The sequence below is a fragment of the Pseudoduganella sp. RAF19 genome (assembly GCF_052114165.1).
In the GTDB taxonomy this organism is placed as follows: Bacteria; Pseudomonadota; Gammaproteobacteria; order Burkholderiales; family Burkholderiaceae_D; genus Rugamonas.
Genome location: NZ_JBFREF010000015.1, coordinates 16,910 through 33,380, shown reverse-complemented (window position 1 = coordinate 33,380; position 16,471 = coordinate 16,910). Strand labels below are relative to the sequence as shown.

At 61.8% G+C, this 16,471-nt stretch carries 13 protein-coding genes; 4 read left to right on the top strand and 9 right to left on the bottom strand.

The features are described 5' to 3' along the window. The first annotated feature begins 38 nt into the window (after window positions 1–38). Together AB4Z19_RS29175 and AB4Z19_RS29170 are read left to right on the top strand one after the other, a co-directional pair. Complete coding sequence (locus AB4Z19_RS29175) at window positions 39–524, top strand: YajQ family cyclic di-GMP-binding protein (protein ID WP_442025986.1); 486 nt, start codon at window positions 39–41, stop codon at window positions 522–524. 12 nt (window positions 525–536) lie between these two features. Then, window positions 537–1,796 (top strand): nitronate monooxygenase, encoded by a 1,260-nt coding sequence (locus AB4Z19_RS29170; RefSeq protein WP_442025985.1) that lies wholly within the window; start codon window positions 537–539, stop codon window positions 1,794–1,796. Window positions 1,797–1,885: 89 nt separating this feature from the next. On the opposite strand, the gene AB4Z19_RS29165 is transcribed toward AB4Z19_RS29170, so the two are convergent. Next, complete coding sequence (locus AB4Z19_RS29165; protein ID WP_442023647.1) at window positions 1,886–2,824, bottom strand: exopolyphosphatase; 939 nt, start codon at window positions 2,822–2,824, stop codon at window positions 1,886–1,888. A gap of 49 nt (window positions 2,825–2,873) precedes the next feature. Beyond that, a complete protein-coding gene (locus AB4Z19_RS29160) occupies window positions 2,874–3,794 on the bottom strand; it encodes a LysR substrate-binding domain-containing protein (protein WP_442036972.1) in 921 nt (306 codons plus the stop codon). 106 nt (window positions 3,795–3,900) lie between these two features. On the opposite strand from AB4Z19_RS29160, the gene AB4Z19_RS29155 reads away from it, so the two are divergent. Beyond that, window positions 3,901–4,644 carry an SDR family oxidoreductase gene (locus AB4Z19_RS29155; RefSeq protein WP_442023650.1) on the top strand — a complete coding sequence of 248 codons (744 nt, stop codon included), beginning with the start codon at window positions 3,901–3,903 and terminating at the stop codon, window positions 4,642–4,644. On the opposite strand, the gene AB4Z19_RS29150 is transcribed toward AB4Z19_RS29155, so the two are convergent. From AB4Z19_RS29150 to AB4Z19_RS29120, 7 genes are all read right to left on the bottom strand, one after another. Then, on the bottom strand, window positions 4,641–5,555 hold the full coding sequence (locus AB4Z19_RS29150; protein ID WP_442023652.1) for an AraC family transcriptional regulator: 915 nt from the start codon (window positions 5,553–5,555) through the stop codon (window positions 4,641–4,643). The two genes, AB4Z19_RS29155 and AB4Z19_RS29150, sit on opposite strands and share 4 nt — an antisense overlap. Further along, the gene (locus AB4Z19_RS29145; RefSeq protein WP_442023654.1) at window positions 5,539–6,969 is read right to left on the bottom strand and encodes an aldehyde dehydrogenase family protein; all 1,431 of its coding nucleotides are present in this window, start codon (window positions 6,967–6,969) and stop codon (window positions 5,539–5,541) included. The genes AB4Z19_RS29150 and AB4Z19_RS29145 overlap by 17 nt, the downstream gene beginning before the upstream one ends. 44 nt (window positions 6,970–7,013) lie before the next feature. Then, the gene (locus tag AB4Z19_RS29140; protein WP_442023656.1) at window positions 7,014–8,477 is read right to left on the bottom strand and encodes a DUF3482 domain-containing protein; all 1,464 of its coding nucleotides are present in this window, start codon (window positions 8,475–8,477) and stop codon (window positions 7,014–7,016) included. Further along, entirely contained in the window at window positions 8,474–9,916 is a 1,443-nt protein-coding gene (locus AB4Z19_RS29135; protein ID WP_442036970.1) for a DUF2868 domain-containing protein, read from the bottom strand. Before AB4Z19_RS29135 ends, AB4Z19_RS29140 begins: the two co-directional genes overlap by 4 nt. A 69-nt stretch (window positions 9,917–9,985) precedes the next feature. Next, window positions 9,986–11,077 (bottom strand): hypothetical protein, encoded by a 1,092-nt coding sequence (locus AB4Z19_RS29130; RefSeq protein ID WP_442023660.1) that lies wholly within the window; start codon window positions 11,075–11,077, stop codon window positions 9,986–9,988. A gap of 76 nt (window positions 11,078–11,153) precedes the next feature. Beyond that, window positions 11,154–11,522: a cupin domain-containing protein gene (locus tag AB4Z19_RS29125; protein ID WP_442023662.1), complete on the bottom strand. Its 369-nt coding sequence runs from the start codon at window positions 11,520–11,522 to the stop codon at window positions 11,154–11,156. Window positions 11,523–11,595: 73 nt separating this feature from the next. After that, the gene (locus tag AB4Z19_RS29120; protein WP_442023664.1) at window positions 11,596–13,101 is read right to left on the bottom strand and encodes a family 16 glycosylhydrolase; all 1,506 of its coding nucleotides are present in this window, start codon (window positions 13,099–13,101) and stop codon (window positions 11,596–11,598) included. Between the two features lie 385 nt (window positions 13,102–13,486). Between AB4Z19_RS29120 and AB4Z19_RS29115 the strand changes: the two genes are divergently transcribed. After that, a complete protein-coding gene (locus AB4Z19_RS29115) occupies window positions 13,487–16,459 on the top strand; it encodes a TonB-dependent receptor (RefSeq protein WP_442036968.1) in 2,973 nt (990 codons plus the stop codon). The last annotated feature ends 12 nt before the right edge of the window (window positions 16,460–16,471 follow it).

Below are 16,471 nucleotides of genomic sequence, written 5' to 3'. Positions count from 1 at the left end.
GCTAGCCTTAGCCGTTGCTTTATTGTAAAGGAATCCATATGCCATCGTTTGACGTAGTCTCCGAAGCGGACATGATCGAAGTGCGTAACGCCGTCGATCAATCCAATAAGGAAATCAGCACCCGCTTTGACTTCAAGGGCAGCGATGCGCGCGTTGAACAGAAAGAAAATGACCTGACCGCCTTCGCCGACTCCGATTTCCAGCTCACCCAGGTCAAGGACGTGCTGACCAACAAGCTGGCCAAGCGCAAAGTGGACGTGCGCTTCCTGGACGAAGGCAAGATCGAGAAGATCGGCGGCGACAAGGTCAAGCAAGTCATCAAGATCAAGAATGGCCTCGATACCGAGACTGCCAAGAAGATCACCAAGGTCATCAAGGAAAGCAAGATGAAGGTCCAGGCGTCCATCCAGGGCGAATCCGTGCGCGTGACGGGTGCCAAGCGCGACGACCTGCAGGCGGCCATGCAGCTGCTGCGCAAGGATGTGCCGGACACCCCGCTGGAATTCAATAATTTCCGCGATTGATTAAGGACAGTAATGAAACGTGTTGATGATTTCCGCCTGAAGTTTGGCGACAAAGAGTATGTGCCAATCATGATCGGCGGAATGGGCGTGGATATTTCCACGACCGAACTGGCGCTGGAAGCTGCGCGCCTGGGTGGCATCGGCCACATTTCCGACGCCATGGTGGAAGACGTTTCGGACCGCAAGTTCGACACCACCTTCGTCAAAGACAAGACCAAGCTGTACAAGTACAACATCCATAATATGGACAAGTCCGAAGTGCAGTTCGACCTGGGCCGCCTGGCCGAGGCGCAGCGCCTGCACATCGGCGACACGATGAAGCGCAAGCAGGGTCCCGGCCTGATCTTCGTGAACTGCATGGAAAAGCTGACCATGAACGGTCCGAAGGAAACCCTGCGCACCCGCCTGAACGCGGCGCTGGACGCGGGCATCGACGGCATCACGCTGTCGGCCGGCCTGCACTTCGGTTCTTTCGCCCTGATGGCTGAACACCCGCGCTTCCGCGAAGCGAAGCTGGGCATCATCGTTTCGTCCGTGCGCGCGCTGCAGATCTTCCTGCGCAAGAACCAGAAGCTGAATCGCCTGCCGGACTATGTGATCGTTGAAGGTCCGCTGGCCGGCGGCCACCTGGGCTTCGGCCTGGAAGACTGGAAGGAATTCGACCTGCACCAGATCGTGCGCGAGATCCTGGATTATCTGAAAGCCGAGAACCTGGATGTTCCCGTGATCGCCGCGGGCGGCGTGTTCACTGGTTCCGATGCGGTGTCCTTCCTGGAAATGGGCGCGGCGGGCGTGCAGGTGGCGACCCGCTTCACCGTGACCAAGGAATGCGGCCTGCCGGCAGAGGTGAAACAGGAATACTTCAAGGCCAGCGAAGAAGACATCATCGTCAACGGCATCTCGCCAACCGGCTATCCGATGCGCATGCTGAAGAACACGCCGGCCATCGGCGCGGGCATCCGCCCGGGTTGCGAGTCCTACGGCTATCTGCTGGACGCCACCGGCAATTGCGCCTACATCAATTCGTATAACCGCGAAGTGACGGCCAACGGCGGCAGCGACAAGGGCATCAAGGTGATGGACAAGACCTGCCTGTGCACCCACATGCGCAACTTCAACTGCTGGACTTGCGGCCACACCACCTACCGCCTGAAGGACACCTCGTTCAAGAAGCCGGACGGTTCGTACCAGCTGCTGACGGCCGAACACGTGTTCAAGGACTACCAGTTCTCGACGGATAATTCCGTAGCTTTACCCGAGAAAGAGTTCTAATTCCGTGGACGAAGCGGCGGGTCAATGACCCGCCCTACGCCTCTGGTGATGAGCACCGTAGGGCGGATCATTGATCCGCCATGCATACCTCACCCCTCGCTGGTGATGCGCGCGATGAGCGCGCCCAGCACATCCTCCGCAATTTCGTTGTCCACCTGGCAGGTCCCGGCATTCATATGCCCGCCGCCGCCATATTCCAGCATCAGCGCACCGATATTGGTCTTCGACGACCGGTTGACGATCGATTTGCCGGTCGCGAATACCGTGTTCTGATTCTTCAAGCCCCACAGCACGTGGATCGAGATATTCGTCTCCGGGAACAGCGCGTAGATCAGGAAGCGGTTGCCCGCATAGATCATCTCCTCATTGCGCAAGTCCAGCACCACCAGGTTCTTGTGGATGGTCGAGCAGCGGCGGATCTGGTCCTTGCACTTCTCCACATGATCGAAGTACAGGTCCATGCGCTCCTTCACATCGGGCAGCGCCATGATTTCATCGATCGAATGCGAGCGGCAGTAATCGATCAGGTCCATCATCAGGTTGTAGTTCGAGATGCGAAACTCGCGGAAGCGCCCCAAACCGGTGCGTGCATCCATCAGGAAGTTCAGCAAGTCCCAGCCCTTCGGATGCAGGATTTCGTCTTCGTTGAACTGCGCCGAATCGCCCTTATCGACGGCGCGCATCATGTCGTTCCAAGCCGCAGGGAAGGCCGTGCCGCCGCCGAAATAGTCGTACACAACACGTGCGGCGGAAGGCGCCTTGGGATCGAGCACGTGGTTCTGCCGGTCGCCGGTATTGCGCAGGGTTTCGGATGAATGGTGGTCGAAGGCGAGATGGGCGCCCGCGACATACGGCAGGTTGGTCGTGATGTCACGGCCCGAGATGGCGATCTTCCCGTCCTGCATATCCTTCGGGTGCACGAACAGAATGTCGTCGATCATATTGAGATGCTTGAGCAGCACCGCACAAACCAGACCGTCAAAATCGCTGCGGGTAACAAGGCGATACTTCTTTGCTTCGGCAGACATGGATGGCACCCCTTATCGACTGAGAAAGAAAGGCCATCATACATGGTTTTCAAAGCCTGTCGAGGCGGTCTGCGAATCCTGTCGCTTTGAATTGCTCAATGATGAAATCCACGAACACGCGGGTCTTGGCAGGCAAGCCTTTTTTGCTTGAATAATAGATCGACAGCGCGCCCACTTCCGCATGCCAGTCCGGCAGCAGGCGCACCAGCGCGCCGCTTTCCAGATAAGGCGCAGCGTGCGGTCCCGGCAGCAGCACCACGCCCAGGCCGAGGCAGGCCGCCTGCGCCATCGCTTCCGGATCGTCGAAGGTGGCGATGGCGCGAAACTCCGTGCTGGCCTCCTGCCCTGCCCTGTTGCGCAGCACGTAGCCGCGCAGGCGTCCCGTTTCGGCGGAACGCCGGGCGATGCCTTCCAGCGTCGCCAGGTCGGCCGGATGCTTCGGCATGGTCTTGCCCTTCATGTAGTCTGGCGCGGCGCACACCAGCACGCGCGGACGCCCCACTTCGCGCGCCACCACGCCGGGCGCCAGCTCGATGCCGCCGCCGATGGCCACGTCATAGCCTTCGCCGATCAGGTCCACGGTGCGGTTGTCGAAGCGCCAGTCCGGTATCACGCGCGGGTAGCGGCGGACGAACTCCGCCAGCAGCGGCACCAGGTAGATGCGGCCTACCGCGTGCGCCATGCCTACTTTCAGGATGCCGGCCGGCTCGGCGTCGCTCGACACGTCGGCGATCGCCCCCTGCAGCTCAGCCAGTGGGCCGCGCGCCTGCTGCAGCAAGCGTTCACCCGCTTCGGTCAGGGTCAGCCTGCGCGTGCTGCGCTGGAACAGGCGCACACCCAGCCGTGCTTCCAGCCGCGCCACGTTCTTGCTGACGGCGGCGGGTGTCAGGCCAAGACGCCGGGCTGCCTCGGAAAAACCGCCGCCCTCGGCGCTCTGCAGGAAGGATTCCAGGTAGTTCAACGGTTCCATTCGATACCTTTAGTTGAAAGTAATTGTCTCGATTACCGTCTAGTTTAAACGTAATTTCCCGACCATACTGCATCCATCAACTAACCCAACCCGGAAGGAAAACATCATGAGCACCAATCTCAAAGGCAAAGTAGCTTTCGTCACCGGCGGTTCCCGTGGTATCGGCGCCGCCACCGTGCGCCGCCTGGCAGCTGAAGGCGCGACCGTGGCCTTCACCTATCAAAGCTCGGGCGATGTGGCCGACAAGCTGGCAACCGAAATCATCGCCGCCGGCGGTCAGGCCATCGCGATCAAGGCCGATGCAGCCGATATCAACGCTGTGAACGCCGCCATCGACAACACCGCCAAGCTGTTCGGCGGCGTGGACATTCTGGTCAACAACGCGGGCGTGCTGCGCCTGGGCGATGTCAGCGAGTTCTCGATCGAAGACTTCGACCTGACCGTGAACGTGAATGTGCGTGCCGTGTTTGCCGCCACCAAGGCAGCCGTGGCCCACATGAAGGAAGGCGGCCGCGTGATCAATATCGGCAGCACCAACGCCGACCGCATGCCTTTCGCTGGCGGCGCTGTGTACGCAATGAGCAAGTCCGCGCTGAAAGGGCTGGTGCAAGGCCTGTCGCGTGACCTGGCGCCACGCGGCATCACCATCAACAATGTGCAGCCTGGTCCTGTGAACACCGATATGAACCCGGAAAACAGCGACTTCGCTACCGCGTTGCACGGCCTGATGGCGATCAAACGTCATGGTACGCCGGAAGAAATCGCGGGCCTGGTGGCTTACCTGGCCAGCCCGGAATCGGCTTACGTGACCGGCGCCAGCCTGAACATCGACGGCGGCTTCGCAGCCTAAGGTTCGATGACCGCATGCCGCAGCTGTTCGGCGTCCTGCAAGGGAGAGGCGCCGAATAGCCTGCGGTATTCGCGGCTGAACTGGGACGGGCTTTCGTAGCCCACTTTAAAGGCCACAGTGGCCGCTTCCACACCGCCCGCCATCAGCAGCTTGCGCGCTTCCAGCAAACGCACCTGCTTCTGGTACTGCAAAGGGCTCATCACCGTCATCGCCTTGAAGCGGCGATGCAGCACCGAAGTGCTCATGCGTACTGCTTTCGCCAGCGCTTCAATACTCAAAGGCTTGTCGAAATTCTGGCGAATCCACATGATCGCTTCGCCGATCGCCTTTTCCCTGCCGCCGCCGCGCACCGCCGTGTTGAGCGCCGCACCGCCGGGCGCCATCAGCAGATGGTAGAAGAGTTCCTGTTTCAGCAGGCGTGACAGGACCGGGATATCGCCCGGCCGGTCCAGCAGCTCCAGCAAACGCGCGAAGACATCCAGCAAGGCTTCGTCGGCGCTTTCGACGTAAGTAGCCGGCAGCTGCTGCGGTGGCGGCGCCTCGATCTGCATGTCGAGGATGAAGGCCGCGATTTCCTGCGGGTCGAAATCAACGCGCAGGCCGAAGTATGGATGCGCCGGCGTCGCGGCGGTCACCTGTCCCGCAACCGGCATGTCAACCGCGGTCAGGACGTAGTCGCCAGGGCCATACTTCACCACGTCCGCACCGATCAGCATCTGCTTGGCGCCTTGCAGCAGCAGGCACATGGAAGGCTGCAGCATGCCCCGCCCCGCCGGCGTGGGCGCGGGGATGCGGATCAGCGTCAGCCAGGGAATGGCGGTGACGATGTCGTAGCGTTCATGCGGCAGTCCGCCGAAGCGCGGCGCCACCGCCGCACGCAGCGCCTCCAGCAGCTCAGAGTGTCGTTTCATACCCCATCAAGGCCTTCGGTTCGAGATAGGCTTCCAGTCCAAAGACACCGAATTCCCGTCCCAGGCCCGATTGCCTGAAACCGCCGAACGGCGCCAGGGGTTCATCATACAGCCCATTGATGAACACGCGCCCGGCGATGATCTGCGCGGCCACGCGATTGGCGCGCGCCACGTCGCCCGAGAACACATACGCGTGCAGACCGTAGCTGGTGTCGTTCGCGATTTCGATGGCTTCTTCTTCCGTGCGGTAGCTGATAATGGACAGCACCGGTCCGAAGATTTCTTCACGCGCGATGGTCATATCGTTGCGCACATTGGCGAACACGGTCGGCTTCACGAAGTTGCCCGTTTCCAGTCCCTGCGGCTTGCCTTCGCCGCCGACCAGCAGTTCGGCGCCCTCTTCCAGACCTTTGCGGATATAGCTTTGCACGCGCTCCCATTGCTTGTGGCTGACCATGGGGCCGATGCGCGTCGCAGGGTCGCGTGGATCGCCCACCTGCAACCTGGCCATCTCCGCCGCAGCAAGACGCTTGGCTTCTTCCAGCCGCGACTCAGGCACCAGCAGACGCGTGCCGGCAAGGCAGGCCTGGCCGCTGTTGAAGGTAGCTGCGGCGATAGCGAAGGGCATGGCTTTCGCGAAGTCCGCGTCGTCCAGCAGCACGGTCGGGGATTTGCCGCCCAGCTCCAGCGTGACGCGCTTCATGGTGTCGATCGCGCCACGTGCGATGGCCTTGCCGACAGCGGTCGAGCCGGTAAAGGAAATCTTGGCCACATCCGGATGGCGCGTGATCTCGGCGCCGACCGTGTCGCCGCGGCCCGTCACGATATTGAACACGCCGGGCGGCAGGCCCGCCTTGTGCAGCAGGCGCGTGAGCGCATCCGTCTGCAGCGCGCTCATTTCGCTGGGCTTGATGACAGCCGTGCTGCCAGATGCAATGGCCATGGCCAGCTTGCCGCAGATGAAGCCGTAGTTGGCGTTCCATGGCGTGATCAGGCCAACCACGCCCAGCGGCACCATCTGCACGCGTGCGATGCCAGTCTGGCGCACGAAGTCATATTCGGCCAGCAGCTTCTTCGCATTGGCGAAACTCGCCGCAGCGCGGCGCGCAGTCCCGGTCGAAGTGGCAAGCGGTCCGCCGTATTCGGCCAGCATGATGTCGATCAGTTCCTGCTCGCCTTCGCGCACGACATCGTGCAGGCGCTGCAGCATGTCCATGCGTTCCTCGCGGGTGGTGCGGGAGAACGCAGGGTAAGCGGCTTTGGCAGCGGCAATCGCGCGCTGCGCATCCGTTTCATCGGCCAGGCGCACGCGGGTCAGCGGCTCGTTGGTCGACGGATTGGCAAATTCCATGAATTCCTCACCGTGTGGGCTGACGAATTCACCGTTGATGTAGATGTGGTCTAAGGTTTTCATGCGTCCATCTTAGGATCGCAGCCGCCTGGAGCGGTAGACCAAAACTAACTGAGGATTGCCTGATCCTGCCGATAGAGGTGTTCCAGCACTTCACTGGTGACGGCCGTGACGATGGCGCTGGCGGGGGCCAGATCCGGCTCCTCCAGGTCGCGCAGCTGGCGCCACAGGGCGCTTACTTCCTCGTCGCGCGCGGCGACGGCCTTTTCCACTTCCTCCTGCCAGAAGGCCGGAGCTTCGCTTTCCACGAAGTTGCCGCGGCCACGGCCGAAGTGGGCCACCGCCAGGTAGCGCAGCACGCTGGACACCAGCAAGGTACGCAGGAACTCATCCGACAGCGTAATGGTCGGCACCTTGCGGTCGGTGCCCACATTGAAGCCCCAGGCCGCACCGGAAAACGCCAATGCGCCAATCACGCCGCCCAGCAAAGCGCCCGTGCCCAATGTCAGACCGCCCGCCGCCAGATCGGCCGACAGCCCCGTCGCCGCGCCCGAAACGATGGCGCCGAGCAGCGCCGCCTGCGCCTTTTCCACCGGGGCCTTCACCACGAAATTCTTGCTGACGCGCGCATTGATCTTGGGCGCCTCGCTGGAATCGAGCTTGTGCAGCGCCAGCAGGTGCACCGTGGTCTGGCCAATGGCGATATTGAGGCGGCCGATCAGGGTATTCATTGCCCGCTCCTGCCGCTTGCGGTCCTCGCCTTTGCCGAAGCCGACGATCTTCAGGGCCGATGCGATCACGCCCTTCTCCGGCGTTTCCACCACCTGCCGATCGCGCACGGCATCCACCAGCTGCTGCGCCGTCACCGCCATCGAATGCCGGAAACGGCGCGCATTATTCTCTTCCCACAGCGAGAAGATGCGGCGGTAGCTTTCCTGTTTGGCGGGCGGCAGCAAGGCCGCAATGGCGTCGTAGAACACGCGCTCATGCACCCAGCAGCGGGCGAAGGCGTCCAGCGGCAGCACTTCGCGCACGACGTTAAATTGCAGCATGTGCTCTTTCCAGCGCAGCTGCTCCGCTTCTTCCTCGGCGGCGGGACGCGGTGGCCCCATCTGGTTCAGCAGCACCAGCACGGGTTTGCCGAGCCATTCGAGGATGCGCATTTCGGGCGGCAGATAGCCCGCGTCCTGCGGATTCTCGACCGAGTTCACCAGGTACAGCACCACGTCCGCGTTGTCGCGCGCAGCACGCAGGGCCTGCTGGCTGAGCCAGAACGGCCGGTCGCGGTAGCGGTCCAGCACTTCGCGCAGAAACCAGCCGATCGGATTGCCGGACATGGCCAGGCGCTTCATCAGGCGTACCGAGTCGCCGAAGCCAGGCGTGTCCCACAGCACCAGGCGGTCGCCTTGCTGTGTGCTCAGGAGGGTATGGGATTCGGCAAACACCGTGACGTGGGCGGCGTCGCGAACTTCGCCCACGTCGGCGCCAAGCAGGGTGCGCGCCAGGGTGGTCTTGCCGTTATTGGTATGGGAAATCAGTGCTAGCTGGATCGTGGCCGGCGCGCCGCTCATGCGCTCTCCCTTAATTTGTCGGGCGGCGCCAGCAGGTCAACGACGAAAGGCTGCGCGCCATGAAAGATGCAGAACTCCCGCCACAATTCTACCCTTTCCCGCAGACGCGCCGCGTCCAGCCGTACCAGCGCGGACTGGTCGAGCAATACAGTCGCGCCCTCGCCGCCTTCGGCCACCAGCGCATCGATGGCGGCGCCGTGATTTTCCTTCTCCGGGGTGGCGCCCATGCTGAACAGGAGCGCGGTCACGGTTGGCGCGCCACTGGAGCCCTGTTCATGCAGCGTGGCGGCAGCGTCCACGCCATAAGGTACGGGCGCCAGCAGACGCAGATGGGCGCGGTCACCCAGCTGCTCGACCGCCACCGACTCCAGACTCTTGCTGCGATTCTCATCGACGCTGAAGCTGTAAGGCACCACGCGCAGCACGCCCGCCTCGCCACCGGCAGCCTGACTCAGTTTGCGGAAGTAAGGCTGGTCCAGGTCGAGCGGGAAGCGGCGCTTCAGGCGCCAGGCGCGGAAGGCCGCAGGAATCGCCAGGGACACGCGCGGCACCACCACGTACAGAATCAGCGCGCCCGCATACAGATGCACCCAGCGCGCACCATTGTCGGCCAGGGTCTGCGCATTGGCGTCCAACCCGAATTGCAGGGTCGCGATTTCCGCCGCCGAAAAGCCTTGCAGATTAAAGAGCGCAATGACGGGGCCAAACAGCCATGACAGCGCGGTGTACACATCATGCGCATCGAGGAAGGTGCTTTCCCATCCGGCCGAATAGCGTGTCAGCACGCCGCGCGAGTACAGGGAAACGATGGCGCCCACGGCCAGCGCGGCAGCGCTCAGATGCAGGGCGCGCGCCACGCGGGCCGCGTTCAGGGACATGCTGATACGGGTCCATTGCCCGACGAATTCCAGCATGGCGGCGGACAGAGAATACGGCAGGCGGCGCGGAATGCCGCCCTTGCCCACGCTGACGCGGCGCACCCAGCGCGAACGGAACAGGCGTTCGCCGCGCTTCGGCAGCAGCGCCCACACCACGATCGCCACATAGACCAGCACATTCCACAGAATGATCAGCAGCAGCGGCAGCGACAGCAGGTCAACGTGCTCGGGATCGGCGATGCGGTCGGCGCCGACGCCGAGCAGGAAGCCGGCCAGCGGCAGGAACCAGCCCAGCACCCAGGCCGCCCCGCTGTGACGCTGTGCAAAAGTGCCGAAAGCAGGATGGCGGGCGCCGAGTCGTTTCAGAATCTGTTCAGCGCGCGCCTCCAGGAAGGATGGGAAAGTCGCGGCGGCTTTACGCTCGGACGCGTCCCAGTCCGCCAGCTCACGTGCGGTACGGGTGGCGTACTTGCGGTCGTCCTCAGTCAGGACCTCGCGCGCCTGGTCTGCCTCTTCGACGGCCTTGACAAGCAAAACCGCCCTTGCCGCTTGCTCTTTCATCCCGCACGCCTTTCTTCACAGTCATTTATTGACCAGTTTAGCAATAGAAATGGCGTCGGGGGAAGAAAATTAGCGTCCGCACAACGCCGCGTCGCTGGGGTTATTGGGATTGTAGATCCGATCCATCTGCACCACCTCGAAGTCGGACGGACGAATCGCGCGCAGCTTGTGCAAGTCATCGTTATCCCAGCGTGCGTCCGGCGCGCCCGAAATATAGAAGTTGGAACCGATGTCGGCCAGGATGATTCCGTAATTCTTCATCGCCGTCAGGATGGTACGGTTGGTTGCGGAATAGCCCGACAAATCCACGTCCGCCTTCAGGCGCAGGCGCATTCCCATAGGCGTGGGGCTGGCATCTGCGGTATTGGTGCCGTTGACCGCGTGGCGCGCAAGGCCGGTGAAGTTGGGGCTGACGCGGCTTTTCTGCAGCGTGAAACGGATAGGATGGGTGATCTTGCCGGATGCCGCTTCGTCGTAGCGCAGCAAGCCGGGGAAGATCGGCAAGCCCGCGGCATCGGCCGACGTCCAGCACAAAGGACGCAGGGCATTGCTGTCGAGGTCGAATTTCGCGCCCGACGAAGCGCCCCACACCGTACCGCCTGCCATCGTGCTAGCGTTGTAAAGTTCATACAGTTTGTGGTTTTTCGCGTCGACCGCAATCACGTGGCTGTCGCCTGCGCCGTTCTCTTCGATCGGTGCGGTGAGCGGGATCGGCATCGGACCGGGATCGCTTTCATCACCGTAGTTACCGTCGTAAGTGTTGGCGCGATACGTCACGTTCACCGGCTGCTGGTCGCACACCACCACGAAGGGGATGCCGATCGGCGCGCCGTTGTAGGTGCCGCTGCCGAAGTCCGCAAACAGGGGCGCGGCGGTCTGGTTCAGGAAGCTGATGATGCTGGCCGAGCGGCTGTCCAGCGCGGCCTTCGAGATATCGGTGCGCCAGGGGCTGTCGGCCGGGAAGATCTGGAGCGACGTCAGGTCGGCAGGATTGGCCGAACAGCCGGTGGACGGCGGCGGCGTGGTTGGCGGCGTGGACGGTGGCGTCGTCGGAGGGGCCGGGGGCGTGTTTGGCACGCTGGCCGTCCCATTGCTGCCGCCACCACCGCCGCAAGCGCTGAGCGCCAGCAGCACGCTCACCGCAAAAGTCATCTTTTTCATACTACCTCCAGTTATTTCCCTGCGGCACTATAACCGGATGTAGTCAAATAAGTTGCAACGAATTGCAATCGTGCGCTCAGGCGTCGCCGGTTGGCACGATCCCTTTGTTCTCGACCATGAGAATTACGGTCCGCTCCGGCGCACGCGGCCGGTGCGGCACGCCGCGCGGCACCACAAAGCCCTGCCCCGGCAGCAGCTCCACGGTACGGTCTTCCAGATCAATCAGGAAGCGGCCGCTGACCACGTAAAAGAATTCGTCGTCGTTGACGTGCTGGTGCCAGTGGTACTCGCCCTGCACCACGCCCAGCCGCACTACGGACTCGTTCACCGCGCACAGCGTCTGGTTGTACCACTCATGTTCGCAGGCCGCGACCAGCCCGGGTATATCGACCACCTCCAGCTGCGGGTAAAGAATATTGAGGTGGGTGTGATAACGGTCTTCCATCGTGCACTCCTTCGGTTGAGATGCGAAAGAGTGTAGGCGGCGCCCTAGGCTGCCGTATTGTCTGAATCCGGCATTATTTTGCGTCGGCACGCCGATAGACGCGGACGTAGTCCACCAGCATGCGCTGCGGGAACTCGGTGGTGGCGTCCGGATTGCCGGGCCAGTAGCCGCCGACCGCGAGGTTCAGCAGCACGAAGAAGGGATGCTCGAAGACCCACTCGCCCTTCACCAGATCCGGACGCGCGGTGTGGTACAGGATGCCGTCGCGATACCAGCGGATTTCCTTCGGCTCCCACTCCACCGCGTAGATGTGGAAGTCGTCAGCATAGGTGCCCGCCGCCAGCGCCGATGGTGCACCAAAGCCATGCTCGCCGGAATAGCCCGGCCCGTGCAGGGTGCCATGCACGAGGCCGGGCTCCTTGCCGATGTTTTCCATGATGTCGATCTCGCCGCCGCGCGGCCAGCCGGCTTTGGCGATGTCGGCGCCCAGCATCCAGAATGCAGGCCAGATGCCCTGCCCGCGCGGGATCTTGATGCGCGCTTCAAAACGGCCGTAGCGGCGCTCCATCAGGCCTGCCGTCTTGATGCGCGCCGAGGTATAGCCGCGATGCTCGTACTGCTCCTTGCGCGCTTCGATAATCAGGCGGCCATCGGCCACGCGCACGTTCTCGCGGCGCGGCGTGTAGAACTGCAGCTCATTATTGCCCCAGCCGCTGCCGCCCGTCTCTTCAACCCATTTATGGTGATCGAGTTCCGTGCCATCGAATTCGTCGCTCCAGTCCAGCACCCAGCCCGGCGCCCGCACATATTTCATGATGTTGAGGAAGGTGTCGGTCCAGTATTCGTCTTTGTGCTCGGAGAGGAAGCGCACCAGCTCCTCGTGGGCTTCCTTTGACACGGTAAGGTAATCGCCGCCGATGCCGTGGAAGGTCAGATTCAGCATGGTGCCGTGTGCGCCCGCTTCCTTTACCAGCGCGATCAGCTGCTGGCCGGTCAAGCCGACCGGCGCAAAGACCGGCACCGCGCCCGTATCCAGTTTTTCCATCGACGCCACAACGCCGCTGCCGCCGCCCGCCTTGATGGCGACAAAGGCATCGCGGATCGCCGGCAGATAAGGCTTGCCGCCCGCATCGAGATCGCCGCAGGGCGCCGTATAAGTGCGCTCGCTCTTGCCGTCGATGGCCGTCAGCATGGTATTGGCCAGCCGCACCTGATCGGCCATCTGCGCCACGCTGGTCGTCGCCAGGTCGCGATGCGCCTGCACCCAGGAATGATCGCCGCCGTTATACACGCATTGGTGGAACAGGCTGTGGTTGCCCAGCTCATGCCCGTGTTGGGCGGCCGCGCGCCACTCGCCCATGCGCAGCTGCACGGCGGGATTGGACAGTTGAAGATAGAAGCTGCCCTTCAGGCCATAGCGATCCAGCGTGGGAATCACGTTATCCAGCTGCGAATCCAGCGCATCGTCGTAAGCCAGGCTGACGGCGGCTTTCGCGTTGCCCGGCCAGCGAAAGGCTTGCGCTTCCGGCGCCAGCGACAACAGCATGGATGCGGCAAGCGCGATGGTAAACAGCTTCATTAAGACTCCTTAGACGTGGAAACGTTCCCAGATAGTCGGGAAAATATAGCATCGTAAAAATTTGAGTGTCAATCGAAGTCCGGGAGCACGGAGGTGTGCGCAAGCCGCAACGCCTTGCGCCATCTGGCCTCCTCCATGTTGCATTGCGTGTTGACTTTAAAAAATGAACGATGCTATATTTGCTTGGCAATGTGGAAAGGTTTCCAATTTCCACGATCCAGCGTCCCCAAACTGGCAAGTGTTGTAAGTCCCCGCCAGAAAGCCTCACGCAGTTCAGTATTTCATTGACAATTTTTTGCACTAACCCTAGTATCTTTTAAAACGAAGTGGAAACGTTTCCACGTGACCGGCAAAACACCCGCCGGCATAAAACCAAGGAGACCAAATGCACCAGCCCAAGGCGAAGCAGAAGCTAATGAGCCTGGCCGTCGCGACGGCATGTACAGCGTTCGTCGCACCGCTCCACGCGCAGGACGCGGCATCGGGACAAATCAGCTCGACCACCCAAACCGATATGCAGACCGTTGTAGTGAGCGGCCTGCGCGCCAGTCTCGGTACTTCCATGAACCTGAAGCGCAACGCGGACGGTATCGTTGACGGCATTGTGGCCGCCGACATCGGTAAATTCCCCGATACCAACCTGGCTGAATCGCTGCAGCGTATCAGCGGCGTTTCCATCGACCGCTCGATCGGCGAAGGCGCGAAAGTGACGGTGCGCGGTGTGGGTCCGGACTTCAACCTGGTGCTGCTGAACGGCCGCCAGATGCCGACCTCCAACCTGGGCGACCTGAATGGCCGCTCCTTCGACTTCGCCAACCTGGCTTCCGAAGCGATTTCGCAGATCCAGGTGTACAAGACCGGCCGCGCCGAAACGCCGACCGGCGGTATCGGCGCCACCATCAATATCATGACCGCGCGTCCGCTGGACCATCCGGGCATGGTGGCCAGCTTCGGCGCCAAGGGTGTGTACGACACCTCCAACAACAACCTGCCGGGCGATGTGAAGGCCAAGCATTCCTACACGCCTGAAGTCTCCGGTATCTATAGCAATACGTTTGCGGACAACACCTTCGGTATCTCGCTGAGCGCGAGCTACCAGGAGCGCAACCTGGGCTTCAACGTGGCGTCGGTGGGCAACGGCTGGCGCGGCCCGTTCAAGGGCGACGAGAACAACTGGGGCACCATTCCCCTGCCCGGCGCGGATGGCAGCAACCGCATCACCAATCGTCCGGGACCGAACGACATCTACAACGTTCCGCAAAACCTGAACTACGCCATGAGCGGCGTGCAGCGCCAGCGTACCAATGGCCAGTTGACCTTGCAGTACGCGCCGGCGAAATCGCTGACCACCACGCTGGACTACACCTATTCCGAGAACAAGATCCAGACCAAGCGTAACGACGTTTCGGCCTGGTTCAACTTCGGTCCATCCACCAGCACCTGGTCGAATGGTCCTGTGGCTGGCCCGCTGGTCTACACGGAACTGATCCCGGCCGGGAACAGCGACATCGCCATGGGCGGCGCCGACTTCGCGACCAAGACCCAGAACAAGTCGCTGGGCTTCAACGCGCTGTGGAAGCCGAATAACGATCTGCGCTTCGAGCTGGATACGCACCACTCCACCGCCGAATCGAAGGCCGACAGCCCATGGGGTTCGGACAACGTGCTGGGTACGGCAAGCTTCAGCCGCGGCGACACCTCGGCCGACTTCTCGAAAGACTTCCCGGTTCTGAGCATCAAGGGTGCTGACTTCGTTAACGCACCGCAGCAGGTGACCGGTTCGGCCTTCCGCAACGGCTATATGAAGGGCAAGATCGACCAGACCCAGGTCAAGGGCAGCTGGAAGGTGATGGAATCGTCCAACCTGAACTTCGGCATTGCGCACACCAAGGTGGACAACCGCTCCGCCTTCTCCACGCAGCAGCGCGATACCTGGGGCGGCGCCACCAAGCCTTCGGACTATCCAAGCAGCGTATGGCATGCGGACACCGTGCGCCAGTATTTCGACAAGATCGACGGCAGCAGCAATCCGAACCTGTTCAATACCTTCTACACCTTCAACTTCGCGCAAGTGCGTGATCTGGCGGCCAAGGCTTCCGGCCTGCCTGATCTCTACCTGCCGAAGACCACCTGGGATACCGACCGCCGCACCAAGGAAACGTCGAAGAGCGGCTATATCCAGCTGGGTACGGATTGGGAATTTGGCGTACCGATGCACACCAATATCGGCGTGCGCTACGAAACGACGGACGTCGTGTCGTCCGCACTGGTGCCGACTCCGGTCAGCATCACCATGGTTTCGGCCAACGAATTCCCTGTGCAGTTCGGCCCTGCTTCGTTCACGACGCTGAACGGTAAATACAGCAACTGGCTGCCAAGCATCGATTGGGATGCCGACCTGCGTCCGGACATCAAGGTTCGCGCCAGCTACGGCGAAACCATTGGCCGTCCGCGCTATGACCAGATCCAGGGCGGCAAGACGATCGACAATCTGGCGCGTATCAATGGCGGTACCGGCTCGCAGGGTAATCCGGCGCTGCTGCCAGTCAAGTCGAAGAACCTGGACTTCTCCGGCGAATGGTATTACGACAAGCAGAGCTTCGCGTCGCTGGGCCTGTTCTACAAGGACCTGAGCAACTACGCTGGCCAGTCGAAGTTCACCGACACCTCGCCAGGCCTGCATACGCCGGTGGGCGGCGCACTGTGGAACGAGGCGATCGCCAAGGGCAATTGCGGCAGCGATGCAGTCTGCATCCGCAACTACATCTTCCGCAATCACCCGAATGCACCCGGCGTGACGCGCGGCCCGGATGACGCAAGCGGCAACGCAACCGGTAACATCGTCGGCCAACCGAGCGATCCGGTGGCAAGCTTCGAGATCAACTCGTACTCGAACCAGAAGAAGGCCAAGCTGCACGGTGCTGAACTCAACGTCCAGCATATGTTCGGCGACACCGGCTTCGGTTTGCAGGCCAACTACACCTACGTGCACTCCGGCCTGAAATACGACAACGCGTCGATCGGCGAGCAGTTCGCGCTGGTAGGCCTCAGCAACTCGTACAACCTGGTGGGTATCTACGAAGACAAGAAGTTCACGGTGCGTGCGGCCTGGAACTGGCGCGGCGAGTTCCTGTCGTCGACCTTCGACGGCGCAGGTCCTAACCCGAACTACACCGAGCCGTATGGACAGCTGGACCTGAGCGTGGGCTATCAACTGACCGAGAAGCTGAGCTTCCAGTTCGAGGCGATCAACCTGACCGACGAAATCCAGCGCGTGCATGGCCGTACCAAGTCTGAAGTGTTGTCCGTGACGCAGGCAGGTCCGCGTTACATGATTGGAGCCCGTTACAAGTTCTGACCATGAAAAGGC

Bases quoted from the DNA above. Each gene is read 5' to 3' on its own strand.
- AB4Z19_RS29175 (WP_442025986.1), top strand. From the start codon at position 39: ATGCCATCGTTTGACGTAGTCTCCGAAGCGGACATGATCGAAGTGCGT.
- AB4Z19_RS29170 (WP_442025985.1), top strand. From the start codon at position 537: ATGAAACGTGTTGATGATTTCCGCCTGAAGTTTGGCGACAAAGAGTAT.
- AB4Z19_RS29165 (WP_442023647.1), bottom strand. From the start codon at position 2,824: ATGTCTGCCGAAGCAAAGAAGTATCGCCTTGTTACCCGCAGCGATTTT.
- AB4Z19_RS29160 (WP_442036972.1), bottom strand. From the start codon at position 3,794: ATGGAACCGTTGAACTACCTGGAATCCTTCCTGCAGAGCGCCGAGGGC.
- AB4Z19_RS29155 (WP_442023650.1), top strand. From the start codon at position 3,901: ATGAGCACCAATCTCAAAGGCAAAGTAGCTTTCGTCACCGGCGGTTCC.
- AB4Z19_RS29150 (WP_442023652.1), bottom strand. From the start codon at position 5,555: ATGAAACGACACTCTGAGCTGCTGGAGGCGCTGCGTGCGGCGGTGGCG.
- AB4Z19_RS29145 (WP_442023654.1), bottom strand. From the start codon at position 6,969: ATGAAAACCTTAGACCACATCTACATCAACGGTGAATTCGTCAGCCCA.
- AB4Z19_RS29140 (WP_442023656.1), bottom strand. From the start codon at position 8,477: ATGAGCGGCGCGCCGGCCACGATCCAGCTAGCACTGATTTCCCATACC.
- AB4Z19_RS29135 (WP_442036970.1), bottom strand. From the start codon at position 9,916: ATGAAAGAGCAAGCGGCAAGGGCGGTTTTGCTTGTCAAGGCCGTCGAA.
- AB4Z19_RS29130 (WP_442023660.1), bottom strand. From the start codon at position 11,077: ATGAAAAAGATGACTTTTGCGGTGAGCGTGCTGCTGGCGCTCAGCGCT.
- AB4Z19_RS29125 (WP_442023662.1), bottom strand. From the start codon at position 11,522: ATGGAAGACCGTTATCACACCCACCTCAATATTCTTTACCCGCAGCTG.
- AB4Z19_RS29120 (WP_442023664.1), bottom strand. From the start codon at position 13,101: ATGAAGCTGTTTACCATCGCGCTTGCCGCATCCATGCTGTTGTCGCTG.
- AB4Z19_RS29115 (WP_442036968.1), top strand. From the start codon at position 13,487: ATGCACCAGCCCAAGGCGAAGCAGAAGCTAATGAGCCTGGCCGTCGCG.